Annotated in this window: 14 protein-coding genes and 4 pseudogenes; 12 read left to right on the top strand and 6 right to left on the bottom strand. The window is 67.2% G+C overall.

Translation table 11 applies throughout. The features are described from left to right. Window positions 1-8: 8 nt before the first annotated feature. The gene (locus IG194_RS28980) at window positions 9-1163 is read right to left on the bottom strand and encodes an acyl-CoA dehydrogenase family protein (protein WP_058489545.1); all 1155 of its coding nucleotides are present in this window, start codon (window positions 1161-1163) and stop codon (window positions 9-11) included. A gap of 231 nt (window positions 1164-1394) precedes the next feature. Between IG194_RS28980 and IG194_RS28975 the strand changes: the two genes are divergently transcribed. The 8 genes and pseudogenes from IG194_RS28975 (at window position 1395) to IG194_RS28940 (ending at window position 9842) form a co-directional block, all read left to right on the top strand. Further along, window positions 1395-2885: a sensor histidine kinase gene (locus tag IG194_RS28975; protein WP_058489544.1), complete on the top strand. Its 1491-nt coding sequence runs from the start codon at window positions 1395-1397 to the stop codon at window positions 2883-2885. A 188-nt stretch (window positions 2886-3073) separates the two neighbouring features. After that, complete coding sequence (locus tag IG194_RS28970; protein WP_058489543.1) at window positions 3074-4222, top strand: amine dehydrogenase large subunit; 1149 nt, start codon at window positions 3074-3076, stop codon at window positions 4220-4222. Window positions 4223-4235: 13 nt separating this feature from the next. Next, entirely contained in the window at window positions 4236-4775 is a 540-nt protein-coding gene (locus tag IG194_RS28965) for a MauE/DoxX family redox-associated membrane protein (protein ID WP_009622216.1), read from the top strand. Between the two features lie 3 nt (window positions 4776-4778). Further along, window positions 4779-5339: pseudogene (gene mauD, locus IG194_RS28960) on the top strand (methylamine dehydrogenase accessory protein MauD); the annotation flags it as partial. Between the two features lie 98 nt (window positions 5340-5437). Further along, window positions 5438-5959, top strand: a complete 522-nt coding sequence (locus IG194_RS28955) for a methylamine dehydrogenase light chain (RefSeq protein WP_009622218.1) — start codon at window positions 5438-5440, stop codon at window positions 5957-5959. A 5-nt stretch (window positions 5960-5964) separates the two neighbouring features. Continuing rightward, window positions 5965-6489: a hypothetical protein gene (locus IG194_RS28950; protein WP_058489541.1), complete on the top strand. Its 525-nt coding sequence runs from the start codon at window positions 5965-5967 to the stop codon at window positions 6487-6489. Between the two features lie 445 nt (window positions 6490-6934). Beyond that, the gene (locus IG194_RS28945) at window positions 6935-7882 is read left to right on the top strand and encodes a phospholipase D family protein (RefSeq protein ID WP_043272659.1); all 948 of its coding nucleotides are present in this window, start codon (window positions 6935-6937) and stop codon (window positions 7880-7882) included. A 430-nt stretch (window positions 7883-8312) separates the two neighbouring features. Further along, window positions 8313-9842, top strand: coding sequence for a nucleobase:cation symporter-2 family protein (locus tag IG194_RS28940; protein WP_058489540.1), 1530 nt, complete (start codon window positions 8313-8315; stop codon window positions 9840-9842). A gap of 133 nt (window positions 9843-9975) precedes the next feature. Here the strand turns inward: IG194_RS28940 and ptrR are convergent, their stop codons facing one another. Beyond that, the gene (gene ptrR, locus IG194_RS28935) at window positions 9976-10848 is read right to left on the bottom strand and encodes a putrescine utilization regulator PtrR (protein WP_009622223.1); all 873 of its coding nucleotides are present in this window, start codon (window positions 10846-10848) and stop codon (window positions 9976-9978) included. Between the two features lie 158 nt (window positions 10849-11006). On the opposite strand from ptrR, the gene IG194_RS28930 reads away from it, so the two are divergent. After that, window positions 11007-12392, top strand: coding sequence for an NAD-dependent succinate-semialdehyde dehydrogenase (locus IG194_RS28930; protein ID WP_058489539.1), 1386 nt, complete (start codon window positions 11007-11009; stop codon window positions 12390-12392). Between the two features lie 96 nt (window positions 12393-12488). Then, complete coding sequence (locus tag IG194_RS28925; protein ID WP_058489538.1) at window positions 12489-13193, top strand: glutathione binding-like protein; 705 nt, start codon at window positions 12489-12491, stop codon at window positions 13191-13193. A gap of 595 nt (window positions 13194-13788) precedes the next feature. Here the strand turns inward: IG194_RS28925 and IG194_RS33400 are convergent. From IG194_RS33400 to IG194_RS28910, 4 genes and pseudogenes are all read right to left on the bottom strand, one after another. Then, entirely contained in the window at window positions 13789-14544 is a 756-nt protein-coding gene (locus IG194_RS33400; protein ID WP_370311555.1) for a methyl-accepting chemotaxis protein, read from the bottom strand. A 102-nt stretch (window positions 14545-14646) separates the two neighbouring features. Continuing rightward, a pseudogene (locus tag IG194_RS33395) lies at window positions 14647-15756 on the bottom strand (HAMP domain-containing protein); the annotation flags it as partial. A 206-nt stretch (window positions 15757-15962) separates the two neighbouring features. After that, a complete protein-coding gene (locus IG194_RS28915) occupies window positions 15963-17018 on the bottom strand; it encodes an AraC family transcriptional regulator (protein ID WP_058489537.1) in 1056 nt (351 codons plus the stop codon). Window positions 17019-17033: 15 nt separating this feature from the next. Continuing rightward, on the bottom strand, window positions 17034-18704 hold the full coding sequence (locus tag IG194_RS28910; protein ID WP_058489536.1) for an AMP-binding protein: 1671 nt from the start codon (window positions 18702-18704) through the stop codon (window positions 17034-17036). A gap of 441 nt (window positions 18705-19145) precedes the next feature. Here IG194_RS28910 and pbpG point away from each other — a divergent pair. Then, window positions 19146-20057: pseudogene (gene pbpG, locus IG194_RS28905) on the top strand (D-alanyl-D-alanine endopeptidase); the annotation flags it as partial. Between the two features lie 64 nt (window positions 20058-20121). Beyond that, window positions 20122-21301 (top strand): annotated as a pseudogene (locus IG194_RS28900) (IS3 family transposase). The last annotated feature ends 482 nt before the right edge of the window (window positions 21302-21783 follow it).

Raw genomic sequence — 21783 nt, 5'->3', positions numbered from 1 at the left:
GTGGTCGATCAGAGGTAGCCGGGGAACGGCGGCACATCGAGCAGCACGGAGCCTGCGCCGTCGTACATGCCGTCGCTGAGGAAGGCGTGCTGGGTCACCACCATGGCGTCGCGCAGGTAGCGCTGCAGCGGGTGGCGCAGGTAGATGGCGGTGGTGCCGGCCAGGGCGTAGGCGCGCTGTACCACCTCGGCGCCGGCGCGGGACACGTGCACGGCGGACAGGCGCAACAGGCTGACCTGCTCGGGCGTCACGGCATTGCCGGCGAGGATCGATTCCCAGACCTGCCCGGTGGCGTCGTAGAAGAAGCCGCGCGCGGCGTGCAGTTGCGCCTCGGCCTTGCCCAGCTCGATGCGCACGTAGGCGCGGTCGGCCAGTCTGGGCGCGCCGGTCACGCCGCTGCCGGAGGCCATGCGGGCGATCTCGTCGAGGGCGGCGCGGGCCAGGCCGAGGTTGACCACCGCCAGCACCTGGGCGGCGTAGGCGATGGTCGGGTAGCGGTACAGCGGCTCGTCGATGCTGCTCTGGCCGCCGCGGATGAAGGTCCAGGCGTCGGGCACGAAGACCTTGTCCAGGCGCAGGTCGTGGCTGCCGGTGCCCTTCAGGCCGACCACTTCCCAGTTCTCGACGATCTCCACGTCACGGGCCCGCAGCAGCGCGGTGCGCGGCTTGCCGCCGGGGCCGCCGAGGCCGATGCCGACGCCGAGCACGTCGGCGCCCTTGCAGCCGCTGGCGAACTTCCAGGTGCCGCTGACACGCCAGCCGCCTTCCACCTGCTCGGCCGGCTGGATCGGGAACAGGCCGCCGGCGAACACCAGGTCCGGGCCCTCGGCGTACAGCTCGGCCAGGGTCTCGCGCGGCAGCGCGGTGAGGTAGGTGCTGGCGCTGCCGAAGCTGGCCACCCAGCCGGCGGAGCCGTCGGCCTCGGCGATGCGCTCGACCAGGCGCAGGAACTCGGCCGGCGGCAGCGCGTCGCCGCCGAAGCAGCGCGGGGTGGCGGAGCGGTAGATGCCGGCCTCGATGAAGCGCTCGATCATGTCGCGCGGCACGTGGGAGCGGGCATCGAACTCGTCGCGGCGCTGGCGGACCTCGTTGAGCACCTGCTCGAACAGGCTGGCACGGCTGGCGAGGGGCGAATCTGTGGCGGCGGCGGCTGAACGCGGCATGGGCGTCTCCCTGTGTTCTTGTGGGCCGGCCGTCCGGTGGGAGCCGGCGGCCGTCGATGGGGCCCAGTGTAGGGAGCGTGCCGAGCGCGCCTCTATTGGGGCGTGCCGCCCGCGCGCTAAAGGAATCCCCTAGTGCCCGCCGGGTTGTTTCCTAGCGCCGACGCGCTAGGCTGCGCGCTATAAAAGCCGTGCCCCGCGTCCGGGAACGCGCATCGCCAAGAGTTGCCCGCCATGTTCCAGCCTGCCGAAACCGACTTCCACGCGCTCATCGAGGCCATGCCGCTGTGCATCCTGCTGCACGACGCGCAGACCAAGGAGATTCTCTGGGCCAACAGCGCCGCGCTGCAGGCCCTGGGCTTCAGCCTGGAGGAACTGGTGCCGCTGAAGGCCCCGGACATGACCAACCCGGCGCCCAAGTACCGCCGTTCCATCGGCCTGCGCTGGCTGGAGGGCGCGGCGCGCACCGGGCAGCGCGCCATCGAGTGGTGCTACCGCTCCAAGCAGGGCGTGGACATCCTTTCCGAGGCGACCGCCACCCTGGTCCACCTGGTCGAGCGCGACGTGCTGATGGTGCAGTTCCGCGACATCTCCAAGGAAGACAAGGTCAAGCGCGAGCTGAAGCGCACCGAGAGCCGCCTCAAGGCCTTCATGCAGGACCTGGCCGAGGGCGTGGCGGTGCTCGGCCCCGACGGCGACATCCGCTTCATCAGCGATTCCGCCCTGGCCCTGCTGGGCGCCGCGGACCGCCGCCACCTGGGGCGCAACTTCCTCGACGCCTGCGACGAGAAGTCCCGCCAGCGCCTGCTCCAGCACCTTTCGCGCACGCCGCCCAGCCGCGAGCCCTACAGCGTCGGCTACCACCTGCGCCGTTGCGACGGCGACTGGCGCTGGCACCACGCCACCTGCCGCTACATCGAGATCGAGGATGACCTCAAGGGCCACCTGCTGCTGTTCCGCGACGTCAGCGAGCAGGTGCGCGCCGAGGAGGCCCGCCGGCAGAGCGAGCAGAAGCTGGAATACCTGGCGCGCTACAACGCCATGGGCGAGATGGCCGTGGCCATCGCCCACGAGCTGAGCCAGCCGCTGGCGGCCACGCGCAACTTCATCGAGGGCTCGGTGATCCGCCTCGGCCAGCAGGGCGAGGTCGAACCGAACGTGGCCTGGGGCCTGGACAGCGCGGTGCGCCAGATCGAGCACGCCTCGGAGATCATCAAGAGCGTGCGCGAGTACGTGGTGCGCCTGGAGCAGGCCGAGCAGTGCGTCGACCTCAACGAGCTGCTGGCCGACGCCCGCTATTTCATCGACCTCAAGGGCCAGCCGGCCGGTGTGCGCCTGGAGCTGGCGCCCTGCGCCGAGGCGCTGCCGGTGAGCTGCGAGAAGGTGCTGATCGGCCAGGTGATCCTCAACCTGGCCTTCAACGCCATCGAGGAGATGGCCGAGCTGCCCGCAGAGCGCCGCCGGCTGCGCATCCACACCCGCCGCGAGGGCGACAGCGCCCTGCTCTGCGTCGAGGACCGCGGCCGCGGCATCGACGCCGGCGCGCGGGAGCGGCTGTTCGACGGCTTCTTCAGTTCCAAGGTCAGCGGCAACGGTATTGGCCTTGCGCTGTGCCGCAACATCGTCTCGCGCCACCGCGGCGACATCTGGGCGCAGAACGTCGAGCCCCATGGCGCCATGTTCTGCATCGCCCTGCCCTGCGTGAAGCCCGCCGACCAACGGTAGGGCGCGCCGCGCAAACCCCGCCGATGCTTGCCCTGGCACGCCGGCACAAGCCCTGTCAGGGACAGACAAGGGCTTGGCACGCAGAACAAGGCAGCAGCGGGCAACGCCGGGCAGACTAGGGCTGCAGTCTTCTGCCCACACCGGTCCGCGGTCCGACCATCCAATAAAATCGAGGGAGCCACCCCCCCATGCGAATAACCAGGATCCTTGCTCGTACCACGCTGGCGCTAGGCGTCTCGCTGGCCGCCGTCGGCGGCGCATTCGCCGACCTGCCGCCGGAGACCGTCGGCCAGACGACCCTGCCGTTCCCGCCGGACCCGCACCGCGCCTACGTCGTCGACGTGGAGTTCGACAGCTTCGTGACCGGCCGCGTGACCGTGGTGGACCCGGCGCAGAAGAAGATGCTCGGCATGGTCAGCACCGGCTTCGCCGCGCCCTCGACCCTCAGCCACGACCAGCGCACCCTGTACACCGCCGACCTGTACTACTCGCGCGGCACCCGCGGCACCCGCACCGACGTGCTGACCGCCTGGGACACCTCCACCCTGTCCCCCTCCTGGGAAGTGGTGATCCCCAGCAAGCGTTCCGAATCCCTGACCCAGCGCTACGGCCTGGCGGTCAGCGGCGACGACCGCTTCGCCTACGTCTACAACTTCACCCCGTCCACCTCGGTGACCGTGGTCGACACCCAGGCCAAGGCGGTGACCGCCGAGATCGCCATCCCCGGCTGCGTGCTCAACTACCCGGTGGGCAAGCGCGCCTTCGCCTCGCTGTGCGGTGACGGCAGCGTGCAGCTGGTGACCCTCGGCGAGGACGGCAAGGAAACCGCCCGCAGCCGCACGCCGTTCTTCGACCCGAATAAGGAGAAGCTGGTGGAGCGCGCCATCAACAATGGCGAGACCTACTACTTCACCACCACCGAAGGCGTCATCCACGCCATCGACTTTTCCGGCAAGCAGCCCAAGGTGCTGCCGACCTGGTCGCTGGTCACCGACGCCGAGCGCAAGGCCGGCTGGGCCCCCGGCGGCTGGCAGGAACTGGCCCTGGCGCCGAAGCTGAACCGCCTGTACGTGCTGATGCACGACCAGCACGAGCCGATGAAGTGGGAAGACCCGAGCACCGACATCTGGGTCTACGATCTGAAGACGCAGAAGAAGATCGGCACCCTCAGCGCCCCGGCCCCGGTCTGGAGCATGACCGCCACCAGCGACGACGCCCCGCTGCTGTACGGCGCCAACGTCGAGGGCGGCCTGGAGATCTTCGACCTGAAGGCCGGCAAGCACACCGGCACCGTGGAAAAGATCGCCAAGACCGCCACCCAGGTCCTGACCCACTGACAGAGGCACGACCATGCAAGCCGATCCCATCTACGTGATCGCCGGCGCCGTCTCGGTGGCGGTGATCCTGGCCAGCGCCGCCAGCCACAAGTGGCGCGCGCCGGGGCGCTTCGCGCGGCAGCTGGAGGACTACCAGCTGCTGCCGCAGGCCCTGCTCAAGCCCGCCGCCCGCGTGTTGCCGCTGCTGGAAGGCGCCGTCGCCTTCGCCCTGCTGGTGCCGGCCAGCCGCTCGCTGGCGGCCCTGGCCGCAGCCGCGCTGCTGGCGCTGTATGCCGCGGCCATCGGCGTCAACCTGTGGCGCGGCCGCCGCGACATCGACTGCGGCTGCGCCGGGCCCGACCAGGCCCAGCCGCTGCGCCCGGTGCTGCTGGCGCGCAACGCCGTGCTCATCGCCCTGGCCCTGCTCGCCAGCCTGCAGCCGCAGGCCCGCGAGCTGGGCCTGTTCGACGGCTTCGTGACGCTGGCCGCCAGCGCCGTCGCCCTGCTCCTCTACGTCTCCGCCGACGGCCTGCTGGCCAACGGCCCCCGTCTGCTCAAACTCATTGGAAGGTGAACCATGGAAGCCATGATCGTTTCCAACATCCTGCTCTGGTGCCTGCTGCTGGCACTGGCATTCGTCGTCATGGGCCTGGTGCGCCAGATCGGCGTGCTGCACGGGCGCATCGCCCCGGCCGGCGCGCTGATGGTCGACAAGGGCGTCGCCGTGAATGAACCGGCCCCGCAGGTCACCGCCGCCGACCGCCATGGCCGCCCGGTGAACTTCGGCTACGCCGGCGAGAAGGCCCAGCTGCTGTTCTTCCTCTCGCCCACCTGCCCGATCTGCAAGTCGCTGCTGCCGGCGATCAAGTCCATCGCCAAGGAACAGGCGCAGCGCCTGGACGTGGTCTTCGTCAGCGACGGCGAGCCGGCCGCGCAGCAGGCGCTGATCGCCGAGCACAAGCTCGAAGGCGCCACCTACGTGGTCGGCCCGGAAGTGGGCATGACCTACCAGATCGGCAAGCTGCCCTACGCGGCGCTGATCGACCAGAACGGCATCCTCCGCGCCAAGGGCCTGGTCAACTCCCGCGAGCACCTGGACAGCCTGTTCGAGGCCGAGCACCTGGGCAGCGCCACCCTGTAGCAGTACCTGCAGGCCCAGCAGCCTCAGGTTCACAGCCACGAGCCTGGCCACGCGCACTCGCACAGCGCCCACTGAACAATAAAAAGGGATAACCGATGAAATTCCTCGACCAGCTCTTCGAGCGCTCCTCCCGTCGCATCGCCGACACCACTTCGCGGCGCAAGCTGCTCTCGCGCATGGGTTCGCTGCTGGTGGCCGGCGCCGCCCTGCCGGTGCTGCTGCCCATCGACCGCACCGGCAAGGCCCTGGCCGCCGACAAGCCGATGGCCGGCGACCCGGGCGACCCCAACAGCTGCGACTACTGGCGCTACTGCTCCATCGACGGCTTCCTCTGCTCCTGCTGCGGCGGCAGCGTGTCCAGCTGCCCGCCGGGCACCGAGGTGTCGCAGGTGGCCTGGGTGGGCACCTGCCACAACCCGGCCGACGGCAAGAACTACATCATTTCCTATAACGACTGCTGCGGTAAGCACAGCTGCAACCAGTGCGCCTGCACCCGCAACGACAGCGAGGAGCCGGCCTACCGTCCGTTCAACAACAACGACGTGAACTGGTGCCTGGCGGCCAAGTCGCACATCTACCACTGCACCGTCTCGGTCATCCGCGGCGTCGCGGTATAAGGCAGATGAAGCGCTCGCTGCCGACCCTCGCGCTGCTGTGCCTGCTGGCCGCCTCGGCGGCCCAGGCCCGCAGCATCCCCGACCCGCACCAGAAACACGCGCCGGGCAACGAGGCGCCGCAGACGCCGATCGCCGAGGCCGGCTACAGCAACGCCACCAACTACCAGTTGCAGTGCGCGGGCTGCCACCTGTCCGACGGCGCCGGCTCCAAGGCCAACGACGTGCCGAGGATGCTCGGCTTCGTCGGCAACTTCCTCAAGGTCGAGGGCGGCCGCCAGTTCCTGGTGCGGGTGCCGGGCATGTCGATGTCGGCGCTCAACGATGCGCAACTGGCGGACATGCTCAACTGGCTGCTGCGCAGGGACGGCATGGCCGGCAACAGCATGCCGGCCAGCTACCAGCCGTACAGCGCGGAGGAAGTGGCGGGGATTCGCCACGAAACCATGCTCAACCTGCCGGGAACCCGCGCCCAGCTGATCGCCGAGATGCGCAAGCAGGGCATCGCCATCGAGGATGGCATGGGCGACTGAAAGACTTCTTTGGTTCCGCTTCGGCCCGCCGTATGGCGGGCTTTTTTTTGGGTCGGCTTTTCGCGAACGGTGCTTGCTGGTTGCTTCGGCGCCGACTTCAGCTCCTTTCCCTCTCCCTAACCCTCTCCCTAACCCTCTCCCTGAAGGGAGAGGGGACCGTTCGGTGTGTGCGAATGCTCCTGAGTTAGCTGGGCACGCCGGTGGTTTCAGGTTGAAGCCATTCCTTCTCTCGGCACGGACTAGCCCCCTCTCCCTTCAGGGAGAGGGCTGGGGAGAGGGTGCGGAGTCAACCGGAAATACCATGATCGCCGGCGAGCACGGTTCGCAAGCAAGAAAACCAAGGCCCCCGGCTCTAGCACCGACCTTTGCGTACCAAGCGTGAAACCTCCCCCACCGGCGTGCGACAATGCCTACATTTTGCGGAACCCATGCTGCTGGAGAACCTATGCAGATCCTCGATAATCGGAACGACCTCGCGGGCTACCTCGGCCAACAGCGCGACAAGAAGATCACGGTCGTCACCGCCTTCGCCGCCGGCACCGAACCCCTGGTGGAAAGCCTGCGCGCCAACGGCAACCGTCTGGACATAGTGGTCGGGACCATCAACTCCTTCACCTCGCCGGACTTCATCGAGTACTGCATCGGCGAAGGCGGCGACGACCTGGCCCTGTCCGTCGACTTCCGCTACCAGAAGAGCATCCACTGGAAGCTCTACCTGATCGAGCCGGACGTGGTCATCCTCGGCAGCGCCAACTTCACCGAACTGGGCGTCGGCCTGTCCCGCGACAACGCCGTGGTCATCCAGGACGCCGCGCTCTACCAGCAGCACCTGGCCCGCGTCGAACAACTCAAGGCCACCGAGGGCGTGCTGCCCAGCACCCAGACCGAGGCCTTCGACGAGGCGCTGGAAACCTACCGCTGGAACCACCGCCGCATGCAGGCGGGCCTGGCGCGCACCGCGCAGTACCTGGACGGCGAGAGCTGGCTGGGCGAGGAGTCCAACCAGAGCATCCCGCTGTTCATCTGGTACAGCGACCACTCCGAGGACTCCGAGACCACCGCCGAGGGCTTCCTGCGCGCCAGCAGCGGCGTGGACTGGGACGACGTGCGCGAGTTCTTCACCTACGAATGCGCCGAGGGCGCCCTGCCCTACGAGGAAGGCGACGTGGTGCTGACCGCGCGCTGCAACGGCTCGCACATCGGCTTCTACACCTTCGACCGCATCCTCTACCGCGACGGCACCTACTACATCTATTCCTACCGCAAGAAGCGCTACCCGGCGCCGTTCAACCTGGACGACACCAAGGAAGGCCTGAAGGACGTCATCCCGCGCTGGTACGAGGAAGGCCGCACCGAGATGAACCGGGCGGACATCCTGCGCTTCATGATCTGAAGCCCCTCCTCGCCCCTGCGAAAACGCCGCGAACGGTTCCCCGTCGCGGCGTTTTTCATTTGCGCGCCCGCATTCCGTGAAGCCGGGCGTAGGCGGCACCATCTTGAGGCCGCGGCGCCCGACTTCCGTGCACTTCTTCCCTCTCGCCACCTGGCTCCATGGCCGACGCAATGGCCATGCCCTCGCGCCACCCGGGCCGTGCCGACCTACGGCGCCCCTGTATCCAAAATTCCTGACGACCTGGCCAGGTTCTTGCTTCGCTCCGGACGGCGTGCAGGCGGTCGCTTGCGCATTTCTCGAAAGATTATTTTCTCTTTCGAATCAGATAGTTCAGATTGTCGAACAAGATTTTGTATACAAGGTAGTAGCCAAACAGGAACAACCGTGTTTACAGTGCTCGGCACAACAAAAACAAGCGAGTCCTCCAGCCATGAATGACCGTTCAGCTGTAGCGTCCTCCAGCACCCGCCCGGAAGACGAGAACCTCGGTGTCGGCGCCAACCTGGCGTACGGCCTGCAACACGTTCTGACCATGTATGGCGGCATCGTCGCCGTGCCGCTGATCCTCGGCCAGGCCGCCGGCCTGTCGCCCGCCGAGATCGGCACCCTGATCGCCGCGTCGCTATTCGCCGGCGGCCTGGCCACGCTGCTGCAGACCCTCGGCCTGCCCTTCTTCGGCAGCCAGCTGCCGCTGGTGCAGGGCGTGTCCTTCGCCGGGGTGGCGACCATGCTCGCCATCCTCACCACCGGCTACGAGGGCGGCGGCATCCCCGCGGTGCTGGGGGCGGTAATGGCGGCCTCGGCCATCGGCCTGCTGATCACCCCGGTGTTCTCGCGCATCACCAAGTTCTTCCCGCCGCTGGTCACCGGCGTGGTCATCACCACCATCGGCCTGACGCTGATGCCGGTGGCCGCGCGCTGGGCCATGGGCGGCAACCCCAAGGCGGCGGAATTCGGCAGCACGGCGAACATCGGCCTGGCCGCGGTGACACTGGTCATCGTGCTGTTGCTGAGCAAGCTGGGCAGCGCCGCCATCTCGCGCCTGTCGATCCTGCTGGCCATGGTGATCGGCACCGGCATCGCCTACGCCCTGGGCATGACCGACTTCTCCAAGGTCGCCGAAGGCCCGATGCTGGCCATGCCGGAGATCTTCCACTTCGGCATGCCGACCTTCCACCTGGCGGCGATCATCTCCATGAGCATCGTGATCCTGGTGACCCTGGTGGAAACCTCGGCGGACATCCTCGCCGTGGGCGAGATCATCGGCACCAAGGTGGACTCCAAGCGCCTGGGCAACGGCCTGCGCGCCGACATGCTGTCGAGCATCCTGGCGCCGATCTTCGGCTCCTTCACCCAGAGCGCCTTCGCCCAGAACGTCGGCCTGGTGGCGGTGACCGGCGTGAAGAGCCGCTACGTGGTGGCCACCGGCGGGCTGATCCTGGTGACCCTCGGCCTGCTGCCGGTGGTCGGCCGGGTGGTGGCCGCGGTGCCCCCGGCGGTGCTCGGCGGCGCCGGCCTGGTGCTGTTCGGCACCGTGGCGGCCAGCGGCATCCGCACCCTGTCGAAGGTGGACTACCACAACAACATGAACCTGGTGATAGTCGCCACCGCCCTGGGCTTCGGCATGCTGCCGATCGCGGCGCCGAACTTCTACCACAACTTCCCCGGCTGGGTGGAAACCATCTTCCACTCCGGCATCAGCTCCTCGGCCATCATGGCCATCGCCCTGAACCTGCTGTTCAACCACTTCAAGACCGGCAACTCGGACCAGCAGTCGGTGTTCGTCGCCGCCGAGGAACGCACCCTGCGCTACCGCGACATCGCCGCGCTGAACGAGGGCGACTACTTCCTCAACGGCAGGCTGCACGACAAGGACGGCAACGAGGTGCCGGTGATCGACGAGGAGCACGAACAGGCCGAGCATGCGCCGCCAAGGACGGTGAAGGCTGCGGCGCATTGATGACGAAGAGCGCCCTCTCCCCAACCCTCTCCCGCAAGCGGGAGAGGGGGCTGTCCTGAGGGGCCGGGGAGTTCAGAGTCATCCTGATCCCTAACAGCACCGTAGGGCGTATAACCGTTCGCGGTTATACGCCTTACGCCGCCTCCCGCTGCTCCGGCTCCAGCAGGCCGATGAAGGCGCGCAATGCCGGGGTGTCGGTGCCGCGGCGCCAGAACAGCCAGGTAGTGGCTTCAGCGTGGCTGGGGGCCAGGTGGTGGATGGTCACGTTGCGCCCGCCGGCCAGGCTGTCGAACATCGCCTTGGGGATGATCGCCACCCCGCCGCCGGCGGCGATGCAGGCCAGCATGCCGTGGTAGGACTCCATCTCCATGATCTTGCCCGGCACCACGCGCTGCTCGGCGAACCAGCCTTCCAGGCGCTTGCGGTAGGAGCAGGTGTCGCGGAAGGCGAATACCGTCTCCCCCGCCACGTCGCGGGCGTCGCGCACCGGCGGGTGGCCCTGGGCGCTCATCAGCACCAGTTCCTCCTGGAACACCGGACGGCCGTCCAGCTGCGGGTGGTTGGCCGGGCCGTCGGCGAAGGCGGCGATGAAACGCCCGGAGAGCACGCCGTCGATCATCTCGCCCGACGGGCCGGTGGAGAGGTCCAGCTGCACCTTGGGGAAGCGCTGGTGGTAGCGCGCCAGCAGCTCGGGGATGCGCACCGCCGCGGTGCTTTCCATCGAGCCCAGGGAGAAGCTGCCGTGGGGTTCGGCGCCGCTGGCCACCTGGCGGGCCTCTTCCACCAGGTCAAGGATGCGCTCGGCGTAGTCGAGGAAGCTGCGCCCGGTGGGCGACAGGCGCAGGCGCGACTTCTCGCGGATGAACAGCTCGGCGCCCAGCTCGCTTTCCAGCTGCTTGATGCGCGTGGTCAGGTTCGACGGCACGCGGTGCAGGCGGCCCGCGGCGGCGGTGATGCTGCCGTCCTGGGCGACGGCGCGGAAGAACTCCAGTTGGGTCAGGTCCACGTTTCTCTCCGAGAGAATGATCCTTTCTGAATTATTCATTTGTCATGAATGAAGCGCCACCTTACTTTCTTCCCCATGCCGGCGCCAGTGACGCCGGCCGGACAACCGACGCCGCCGACCGACGGCGGCCAGCCCCACCTGCCGTGCAAGGACCTTCCATGAACCAGATCGCCGCCATCCCCGCTGCCATCTCGCGCAGCCCCGCCACCGGCCAGGAACTGGCCCGCTACCCCTTCGAGGACGCCGCCCAGCTGGAAAGCACCCTGGCCCGCAGCGACGTCGCCTTCCGCCAGTGGCGCGAAACCCCGGTGGCCGAGCGCGTCGCCGTGCTGCGCAGGATGGCCGAGGTGCTGCGCGCCAACGTCGAGCCCATGGCCCGCATGGAAGCCCGGGAAATGGGCATGCCGGTCACCCAGGCGCGCGGCGAGATCAACAAGTGCGCCAACCTCTGCGACTGGTACGCCGAACACGGCCCGGCCATGCTGGAAGACGAGAAGACCAGCATCGAAGGCGCGTACATCTCCTACCTGCCGCTGGGCCCGGTGCTGGCCGTGATGCCGTGGAACTTCCCCACCTGGCAGGTCATGCGTGGCGCGGTGAGCATCATCCTCGGCGGCAACACCTACGTGCTCAAGCACGCGCCGAACGTCATGGGCTGCGCCTACCAGTTGCGCGATGCCTGGCTGCAGGCCGGCCTGCCCGAGGGCGTGTTCGAGGTGCTGAACGTGGAGCCGCCGCTGGTTTCCAAGGCCATCGCCGATGAGCGCATCGCCTCCATCGCCGTGACCGGCAGCGTGGGCGCCGGCGCGGCCATCGCCTCCCAGGCCGGCGCCGCGCTGAAGAAGTGCGTACTGGAGCTGGGCGGTTCCGACGCCTTCATCGTGCTGGCCGACGCCGACCTGGACGCCGCCGTGAAGGCCGCCGTGGCCAGCCGCTTCGGCAACTGCGGCCAGGTGTGCATCGCCGCCAAGCGCATGATCGTCGAAGAATCCATCGCCCCGGCCTTCACCGAGAAGCTGCTGGCCGCGGTCAAGGCGCTGAAGATCGGCGACCCGCTGGCGGACGACACCTTCGTCGGCCCCATGGCCCGCTTCGACCTGCGCGACGAGCTGCACGGCCAGGTGCAACAGGCCATCGCCGACGGCGCCCGCCTGCTGCTGGGCGGCCACAAGCTGGAAGGCGAAGGCAACTACTACGCGCCGACCGTGCTGGCCGACGTGAAGCCGGGCAACACCGCCTTCGCCAAGGAAATCTTCGGCCCGGTGGCTTCGGTGATAGTCGCGCGCGACGCCGAGCACGCCCTGGAACTGGCCAACGACAGCGAGTTCGGCCTGTCCGGCGCCATCTGGAGCGCCGACAAGGCCAAGGCCCAGCACATGGCGCGGCGCCTGGTCAGCGGCGGCGTGTTCATCAACGGCTTCTCCGCCTCCGACCCGCGCGTGCCGATCGGCGGCGTGAAGAAGAGCGGTTTCGGCCGCGAGCTGTCGCACTTCGGCCTGCGCGAGTTCCTCAACCCGCAGACCGTCTGGATCGACCGCAAGTAAAGCTATAGCCTTGGCTTTTAGCCCGCGCCGCTCTCCTGGGCGCGGGCGTTGCACGCCCCGGCATGGTGCTGGGGCGTCGCCATTTCAGGAGGTCCCATGATCGAGCTGTACTACTGGCCCACCCCCAACGGCCACAAGATCACCCTGTTCCTCGAAGAGGCGGGGCTCGACTACCGCATCCACCCCGTCGATATCAGCGCCGGCGACCAGTTCAAGCCGGAGTTCCTCGCCTTCTCGCCGAACAACCGCATGCCCGCCATCATCGACACCGCCCCGGCGGACGGCGGCGAGCCGATCAGCGTGTTCGAGTCCGGCGCCATCCTCGTCTACCTCGCGGAAAAGACCGGCCAGTTCATGCCGGCCGACGTGCGCGGGCGCAAGACGGTGCTGGAATGGCTGTTCTGGCAGGTCGGCGGCCTGGGCCCGATGGCCGGGCAGAACCACCACTTCGTGCAGTACGCGCCGGAAAAGCTGCCCTACGCCATGCAGCGCTACATCAACGAGACCAACCGCCTGTACGGCGTGATGGACAAGCGCCTGGCGAAAGTGCCCTATCTCGCCGGCGAGCACTACAGCATCGCCGACATGGCCAGCTATCCCTGGGTGGTGCCGTGGCAGCGCCAGCAGCAGGACCTGGACGATTTCCTCCACCTCAAGCGCTGGTTCGAAGGCATAGCGGCGCGGCCGGCAACCGTGCGCGCCTACGAGAAGGGCCAGGCGTATTCGTCGCGGCCGTCGGTGACCGAGGAAGGCAAGAAGATCCTCTTCGGCCAGACCGCCGCCAGCGTGAGCAAGGGCTGACGCAGAGGTGCTTTCGTAGGATGGGTTGAGCCTGCGAAACCCATGCGGCCGCGGTGATGGGTATCGCTTCGCTCAACGCCATCCTACGGGTGTGGACCGGGGCATTGGTGTTTCCGGCCAACGGCGGATAACCGCGAACGGTTATGCGCCCTACGTCCCTACGCCTAGGCGCTCTTCGTAGGATGGGTTGAGCTTGCGAAACCCATGCGGCCGCGGTGATGGGTATCGCTTCGCTCAACGCCATCCTACGGGTGTGTGGACCGGGGCATCGGTGTACCGGCCAGCGGCGGATAACCGCGAACGGTTATGCGCCCTTCGTCCCTGCGCCGAGGCGCTCTTCGTAGGATGGGTTGAGCTTGCGAAACCCATGCGGCCGCGGTGATGGGTATCGCTTCGCTCAACGCCATCCTACGGGTGTGGACCGGGGCATTGGTGTTTCCGGCCAGCGGCGGATAGCCGCGAACGGTTATGCGCCCTTCGTCCCTGCGCCGAGGCGCTCTTCGTAGGATGGGTTGAGCCTGCGAAACCCATGCGGCCGTAGTGATGGGTATCGCTTCGCTCAACGCCATCCTACGGGTGTATGGGAGCCCGCCGATCACACCCGGAATTGCCCCATCAACCCCTGCTGGTGATTCGCCAGGTCGTTCAGCGACTGGCTGATCTGCGCCGACTCCTGCGCCTGGCCGGACAGCGATTCGGTCACGTCGCGGATACCCGCCACGTTGCGGTTGATCTCCTCGGCCACCGCGCTCTGTTCCTCGGCGGCGCTGGCGATCTGCAGGTTCATGTCGTTGATCACCCCCACCGCCTCGCCGATGCGCTGCAGCGCGGCGACCGCCTGCTCCACCTGGCTGACGCTGCCCTGGGCCTGCTGGTGGCTGCTGTGCATGGCGGTGACCACTTCGCGGGTGCCGTTCTGCAGGCCTTCGATCACCTGGCGGATTTCCTCCACCGAGTCCTGGGTGCGCTTGGCCAGGTTGCGCACTTCGTCGGCCACCACCGCGAAGCCACGGCCAGCCTCGCCGGCGCGGGCCGCTTCGATGGCGGCGTTGAGGGCCAGCAGGTTGGTCTGTTCGGCGATGGCGCGGATCACCTCCAGCACCGAGCCGATCTGCTCGCTGCTGGCGGCCAGGCCCTCGACCTGGGTCATGGCCTGGCTCATGTCGCGGGCCAGTTCGTCGATGGCGCGGGTGGTCTGGTCGATCACCGCCAGGCCGTCGCGGGTGGCGCCGTCGGCCCCGCGGGCGGCGTCGGCGGCTTGGGCTGCGCTGTTGGCCACGTCGTGGGCGGTGGCGCTCATTTCCTGGGAGGCGGTGGCCACCTGCTCGATCTCGCGGAACTGCTGCTGCATGCCGGCGCTGGTCTGGGTCGACAGCGCGGCGGACTGGTCGGCGGTGGCGCGGGCGTCCTGCACCGAGGCCTTCACGTCGCGGATGATCGGCTGCAGTTTGTCGAGGAAGCGGTTGAACCAGCCGGCCAGTTCGCCCAGTTCGTCCTGGCCCTGGTATTTCAGGCGCTGGGTCAGGTCGCCCTCGCCGCTGGCGATGTCGCGCAGCATGCCGGCCACGCCGAGGATCGGGCGCGTCACGCCGCGAGCGGTCAGCCACAGCAGGACCAGCACCACCAGCGCCAGGCCGACGCCGAAGGCGGTTTCCCAGAGCGCGCCGCCGAGGTTGCGCGCATCCAGCTCGCCCTGCAGCTTCAGCGACGGCTCCAGCAGCACCGCGCGCGGCACTTCCAGCAGCACGCCCCAGTTCTTCGAATCGGGGATGGCCTGCAGCGGCTCGACCACCTGCAGCTTGTCCTCGCCCATCAGCGCCCTGGGCGTGCCGGCGGCCTGCACGGCGAGCAGTTCGGCGGCGTTGGCCACCGACTTGCCCAGCGGCTGGCCGAGCTGGTTGGCGTCCTGGCTGTCGCCGGCCAGCAACCCGGCCGGGCTGAGGATGCGGATGGCGCCCTGGCCGTCGTAGAGCGCGCGGTCGCCGTCCAGGGCCAGTTGCTGCAGGCGGCTCAGGCTGATGTCGGCGCCGACCACGGCCAGCAGCTTGCCGTTCTCCATCAGCGGGAACACCACGGTGGTCATCAGCACGCGCTGGCCGGAAGCGTCGTCGAAGTACGGGTTGAGCACGCAGGGCCGCAGGTTCTGCTTCGGGCACTGGTACCAGGTGTTGAACGGGGTGCCGTCGAGCATCGCGGTGGTGTCGGCGATCATCGCCTCGGTCACCGCCAGGCTGCTGTCGCCACTGGCCTTCTGCGCCCAGTAGGCGCCGAAGCGGCCCTTCTCGTTGCTGCCCAGGGCTTCCTGGCCGGCGAAGCGGGCGTCCTGGCCGTCGAGGGCCTCGGGCTCGAACACCACGTACAGGCTGAGCAGCGTCGGGTTGGACTTCAGGCCGTCGTGCACCAGCTTCACCAGGTCTTCGCGCAGCACCTGCGCATCGACGCCGTGCCGCGCGCTCTGGGCGCGCAACTGGGCGACCTGGCGGCTGAACTGGTCGCCGAAGTGGTAGACGTCGGTGAAGAAGCGCTGGATGGTCTCCGCCTGCTGCTCGGCCCGCGCCTGCATGCGCGCCTGGGCCGCATCCTCGAGCATCTGTGCATTGGCCGTCTTCACCAGTTGCAGGTTGTGGTTCATGCGCAGCAGCGAGCTGCCCACCAGCAAGGCCACGGTGCACAACAGGCAGAGGCCGGCCAGCAGGGTGATCTTCCACTGGATCGAAAGGCGCGTCAGGAACATGGGCGGAGGTCCTAGGAACGTGGGAGTGCCCCAGGCTATCGGCCTGGCGGGGGATTTCTGGAGGCGTCGGGCCAGTCGTTTTCCTGCTGCATCAGCGCGCGGTACTGGCCGGGGGTGGAGCCGGTCCACTTGCGGAAGGCCTTGTAGAAGGCGCTGGTGTCGGCGAAGCCGAGTTCTTCGGCCAGTTCGGCGAAGTTGCCTTCGCCGGCGTCCAGGCGGGCGATGGCCAGGTCGCGGCGCAGCTGGTCCTTCAGCGCCTGGTACGACTGGCCTTCGGCGGCGAGCTTGCGGCGCAGCGTCGAGGACGCCATGTAGAAGTGGCTGCCCAGCGCCTCCAGGTCCGGCCAGCGCTCGCAGCGCTGGCTGCGCAGGTAGGCCTTGATGCGCGCCGCCAGGCTCTGCGGGTCGCGGTAGCGCACCAGGATGTTGGCCGGGGCGCCGACCAGGAAGCGCCGCAGCTCGCGTTCGTCGCGGCGCACCGGCAGGGCCAGGGCCTCGGCGTTGAACAGCAGGCGCGTCTGCCGGCGGGCGAAGCGCAGGTTGTCGCTGAACATCACCCGGTAGTCCTCGATGTAGTCCGGTTGCGGGCTGCGCAGGTCGATGGCGAGGATGTGGATGCGCCGGCCCACCAGCCAGCAGGCCAGGCCGTGGACCATCAGGTACAGGGTGAAGTAGCAGAAGGCCCGCTGCGGCGGCGCCGCGCCCTCGTCGAGCTGGATGGCGGCCACCCCGTCCTGGCTCACCAGGCGTGGCTGCAGGCCGTCGAAGACCAGGCCTAGGAAGGCCAGGGCACGCTCCAGCGCAGCCTCCAGGGTCGCTTCGTGGATCGCCGTGCGGGCCATGAAGTTGAAGCTGCCGGACTTCATCCGCCGCGGGTTCATGGCGAAGAATTCGTCGTCCAGCGCCTTCGCCAGGCGCAGCCAGAGCCGCGAATAGGCCTGGATCGGCACCCGCGCGTAGGGCTTGCCGACGAGTTCGCCGGCGATGCCCGCCGCGGCCAGCAGCGCGGACGCGTCGAGGCCCTGGCGAACGGGTTCGGCCAGGGCCTCGTTGACCAGGCGGATGGAGATGGTGCCCTTCTCTACCGGCATGGCGCCTCGCGTCCGTCAGCCACGCAGTTCCTCGATGCTGATCTCGCGCATGCGGAACTTCTGGATCTTGCCGGTCACCGTCATCGGGAACTCGTCGCAGAAGCGGAAGTAGCGCGGCACCTTGAAGTGGGCGATGCGCGCCTTGCAGAAGGCCCGCAGCTCCTCCTCGTCGACGCCGTGGCCGGGGTGGAACTTGACCCAGGCCACCAGCTCCTCGCCGTACTTGTCGTCGGGAATGCCGATCACCTGGGCGTCGGCCACGGCGTGGTGGGTGTAGAGGAATTCCTCGATCTCGCGCGGGTAGATGTTCTCGCCGCCGCGGATGATCATGTCCTTGCTGCGCCCGACGATGCGCACGTTGCCCGCCTCGTCCATCACCGCCAGGTCGCCGGTGAGCATCCAGCGCGCCGGGCTGATGGCCTCGGCCGTGGCCTGGGGGTTGTTCCAGTAGCCCAGCATCACGCTGTAGCCGCGGGTGCACAGCTCGCCGATGGTGCCGCGCGGGACGATGCGGCCGTCGCCGTCGATGATCTTGCTCTCCAGGTGCGGCTGGGTGCGGCCGACGGTGGTCACGCGGATTTCCAGCTCGTCGTCCGGGCCGGTCTGCAGCGACACCGGGCTGGTCTCGGTCATGCCATAGGCGATCTGCACCTCGGCCATGTGCATTTCATTGATGACCCGCCGCATCACCTCGATCGGGCAGGTGGCGCCGGCCATGATCCCGGTGCGCAGGCTGGACAGGTCGAATTCGGCGCGGCGCGGGTGGTCCAGCTCGGCGATGAACATGGTGGGCACGCCGTAGAGCGCGGTGGCGCGTTCCTCGGCCACGGCAGCGAGGGTCGCTTCCGGCTCGAAGCTGGGCGCCGGGTAGATCATGGTGGCGCCGTGGGTCATGCAGCCGAGGTTGCCCATCACCATGCCGAAGCAGTGGTACAGCGGCACCGGGATCACCAGGCGGTCGTGCTCGGTGAGGCCGATGCTCTCGCCGACCATGTAGCCGTTGTTGAGGATGTTGTAGTGGCTGAGGGTGGCGCCCTTGGGGAAGCCGGTGGTGCCGGAGGTGTACTGGATGTTGATCGGCTCGTCGAACTGCAGCAGCGCCTGGCGCTGCGCCAGCTCCTCGGCAGATACCGAGGCGCCTATGCCTTCCAGCTGGTCCCAGCGGAGGAACCCGGCCGGGGCCTGGGCGGCCAGGCTGACCACCCCGCTCAGCTCCGGCAGGCGCGCGCTGTTCAGCTCGCCCGGGCGGCAGTCGCGCAGCTCCGGCAGCAGTTCGGCGAGCATGCCGTGGTAGTCGGAGGTCTTGAAGGCGTCGGCGCACACCAGCCAGCGGCAGCCGGACTGCTTCAGCGCGTACTCCAGCTCGTTGGCGCGGTAGGCCGGGTTGATGTTGACCAGCACGGCGCCGATCTTGGCGCTGGCGAACTGGGTGATGCACCACTGCGCGCAGTTCGGCGCCCAGATGCCCAGGCGGTCTCCCTGGCGCAGGCCCAGGGCGAGGAAGGCGCGGGCCGTGGCGTTCACCACCTCGGCCAGCTGGGCCCAGGTGTAGCGTAGGTTCTGGTGCCGCACCACCAGCGCCTCGCGGTCTGCGAAGCGGCTGGCGGTGTCGTCGAAGGCAGCGCCTATGGTCATGGCCAGCAGCGGCTTGTCCTGGCGGCCACGGGTATAGCTCGGGTGGTTCATGGCGTTCCCTTGTTGTGCTTGTTCTGGGACTGGGCTCACGACCGGGCCCACAGGCATGGGCATGACCGGCCGGTCGACGGCTCGCGGAGCATCTTTACGTTAACGTAAAGGTAAACGCAAGCCCGCAATCCGCCTCGTTCTCTACAGCTTAGCCAGTCAAGCTTCATGCCACAGAAGTACAACACCTTGAGAATCAGACACTTGGAATAATCCGATAGCCGACACCCGGGCGCGGGATTCGCATTTCGCAACACTTGGCGAGACACTTTCTCATTCCCGCCGCTGCGCTTTCAAAGTGATACACGCACTTGTGCCTGCAAGCCCTTGAAATTCTTTCCCCTGGCCCGCTGCCAGGCTGATGCACGCTCACCGGTCATGGATTAGAATTCTGGGAAATTGCCTACATGGATGTAGCCCCTCCCACTTGTGCGAATCACATCCATGAACACTCGTCGTTCGATCCTGGGCCTTTTCTTCACCTGTACCTTTGCCCTCGCCCTGCCCTCCCTCGCCGCCAGCAAGGCGGAAGTCACTCCCAGCCAGCTGGTCCTGGCCTCCGGCAGCGCCCTGGTGGTGGACCTGAACTCCGACAAGGTCGTGTATTCCAGCAACCCCGACGTGGTCCGCCCGATCGCCTCGGTGACCAAGCTGATGACCGCCATGGTGGTGCTCGACGCCAAGCTGCCGCTGGACGAGCAGATCGACGTGGACATCTCCGAGACCGCCGAGATGAAGGGCGTGTTCTCCCGCGTGCACCTGGGCAGCCGCATCGACCGCCGGCAGATGCTGCTGCTGGCGCTGATGTCCTCGGAAAACCGCGCCGCCGCCAGCCTGGCCCACCACTACCCGGGCGGCAGCGTGGCCTTCGTCAAGGCGATGAACGCCAAGGCGAAGTCCCTGGGCATGCTGCACACCCACTATGTGGAGCCCACCGGCCTGTCGATCGACAACACTTCCACCGCCCATGACCTGATCCGCCTGGTCAAGGCCGCCTACCAGTACCCGCTGATCCGCGAACTGAGCACCACCGCGACCAAGGATGCGCGCTTCAGCCACCCGAGCTACGCGCTGAGCTTCTTCAACACCAACCCGCTGGTGCGCGCCGGCAAGTGGGACATCCGCCTTACCAAGACCGGCTTCACCAACCAGGCCGGGCATTGCCTGGTGATGGTCACGGTGATGAACGGCCGCCCGGTGGCCCTGGCCCTGCTCGACGCCTTCGGCAAGCGCACCCACGTGGCCGACGCCGCGCGCATCCGCCGCTGGGTGGAAACCGGCAAGGCCTCGCCGGTGCCGGCGGTGGCGCTGCGTTACAAGCAGGCGAAGCAGACGCAGGGGATGCAGGCGGCGGAGTGTAGTGGTCTAATTTCCCCGGACACCTCGATAGGTGGAAAATGCATCTATCGAGGAGTTTTTCATGACCACCAAACGCAGGACATTCGACGACAGCTTCAAGCTGCAAGTCGTGAAGATGATCAAGGACCAGGGGCTGACCGCTCCGCAGGTCTGTCGCGATCTGAATATTGGTGAGACAGCCGTCCGGCGCTGGGTTCAGCAGTACGAGGCTGAGCAATTGGGTCAGCCCGGGATCGGTAAACCACTAACATCCGAACAGCAGCGAATCCGGCAGCTGGAGCAGGAAAACCGCCAGCTCAAGATGGATAACGATGTATTAAAAAAAGCCACCGCCTTCTTTGCCCGCGAGCTGAAGTAACGTATCGCCTGGTTCGGCAGCTGCAACAGAAGGCTTATTCGGTGGCGTATGTCTGTCGGCTGCTGGGGGTCAGCCGATCGGGGTTCTACGAGGCAAACAGGCGTGCCGACACGCCAGCATCGGTTTGCCCGTGACCGTGCAGCTCAAAGCGTCGTTTGATGCGAGTGGCGGCTGCTATGGGAGCCGTCCGTTACGTAAAGCGTTGCGCGCCAAGGGTATGGAAATCGGCGTTTATAAAATTCGTCGCTTGATGCGTGCCAACGGCCTGCGTTCGGCTTGGAAGCGTAAGTTTGTGCACACGACCGATAGCAAGCACGACCTGCCAGTTGCCGACAATGTACTGAATCGTCAATTCGAGCCTGAGGCGGTAAACAAGGCCTGGGTAGCGGACATTACCTACATCCGGACCCGCAGCGGCTGGCTGTACCTGGCTGTGGTATTGGATTTGTTCTCACGCAAGATCGTGGGTTGGTCCATGGCCCCGAACATGCCTGCCGAGCTGGTGTGTAGTGCAATGCAGCTGGCAATTGCTCAGCGTCAACCGCCACCTGGCCTGATCGCCCACTCGGATCGCGGTAGCCAGTACGCCAGCGCAAGCTACAGAGCGTTGCTGGCGCGAAATGACATGCAGCAAAGCATGAGCCGTAAAGGTAACTGCTGGGACAACTCAGTGATGGAACGCTTTTTTCTGAGTTTGAAAATGGAGCGGGTATGGCGCCGCGACTACGCCAATCACGCAGAAGCGATACGTGACATCGTGGAATACATCGTTGGGTTTTACAACAACGAGCGGCTGCACTCGAAACTGGGATATCTGCCACCGACCGTTTACGAGCGGGCGATGGCGTCGAAACCACCTATCGAGGTGTCCGGAATTAGTTGACCACTACAGAGTGATGGTGTTTACCGGGGGCTTGGGTGTTCGGGGTTGAGAGCGCCCTCTCCCTAACCCTCTCCCTGAAGGGAGAGGGGACCGTTCGGTGTGCTTGGATGCTCATGAGTCAGTCGGCAATCACTGAAGAGTGCAGGCACGGACTGGCTTGGCGTAGGAGCGAGCTTGCTCGCGAACGGGGTTTCCCGGCACTTCGGTGTCAAGACTGAGAGCGCCCTCTCCCTAACCCTCTCCCTGAAGGGAGAGGGGACCGTTCGGTGCGCTCGGGTATTTCGGAGTTCGCCGGCAACGCTGGAGGTTTCCGGCTGAAACCCTTTCTTCTCTCGGCACGGACTAGCCCCCTCTCCCTTCAGGGAGAGGGCTGGGGAGAGGGTTGCGGACTCCCCCGCCACACCAGCGCCCAACCCATACTCCGCCCTTCCCTACTGACCCACCTCCCACATCCCGGTACAGTGCCCGCTCAAAGCCCCCCA

It is taken from the genome of Pseudomonas sp. ADPe (assembly GCF_014843515.1).
Taxonomy (GTDB): Bacteria; Pseudomonadota; Gammaproteobacteria; order Pseudomonadales; family Pseudomonadaceae; genus Pseudomonas; species Pseudomonas citronellolis.
The sequence above is the reverse complement of the archived record's forward strand: the minus strand, read 5'-3'. Positions and strand labels throughout refer to the sequence as shown.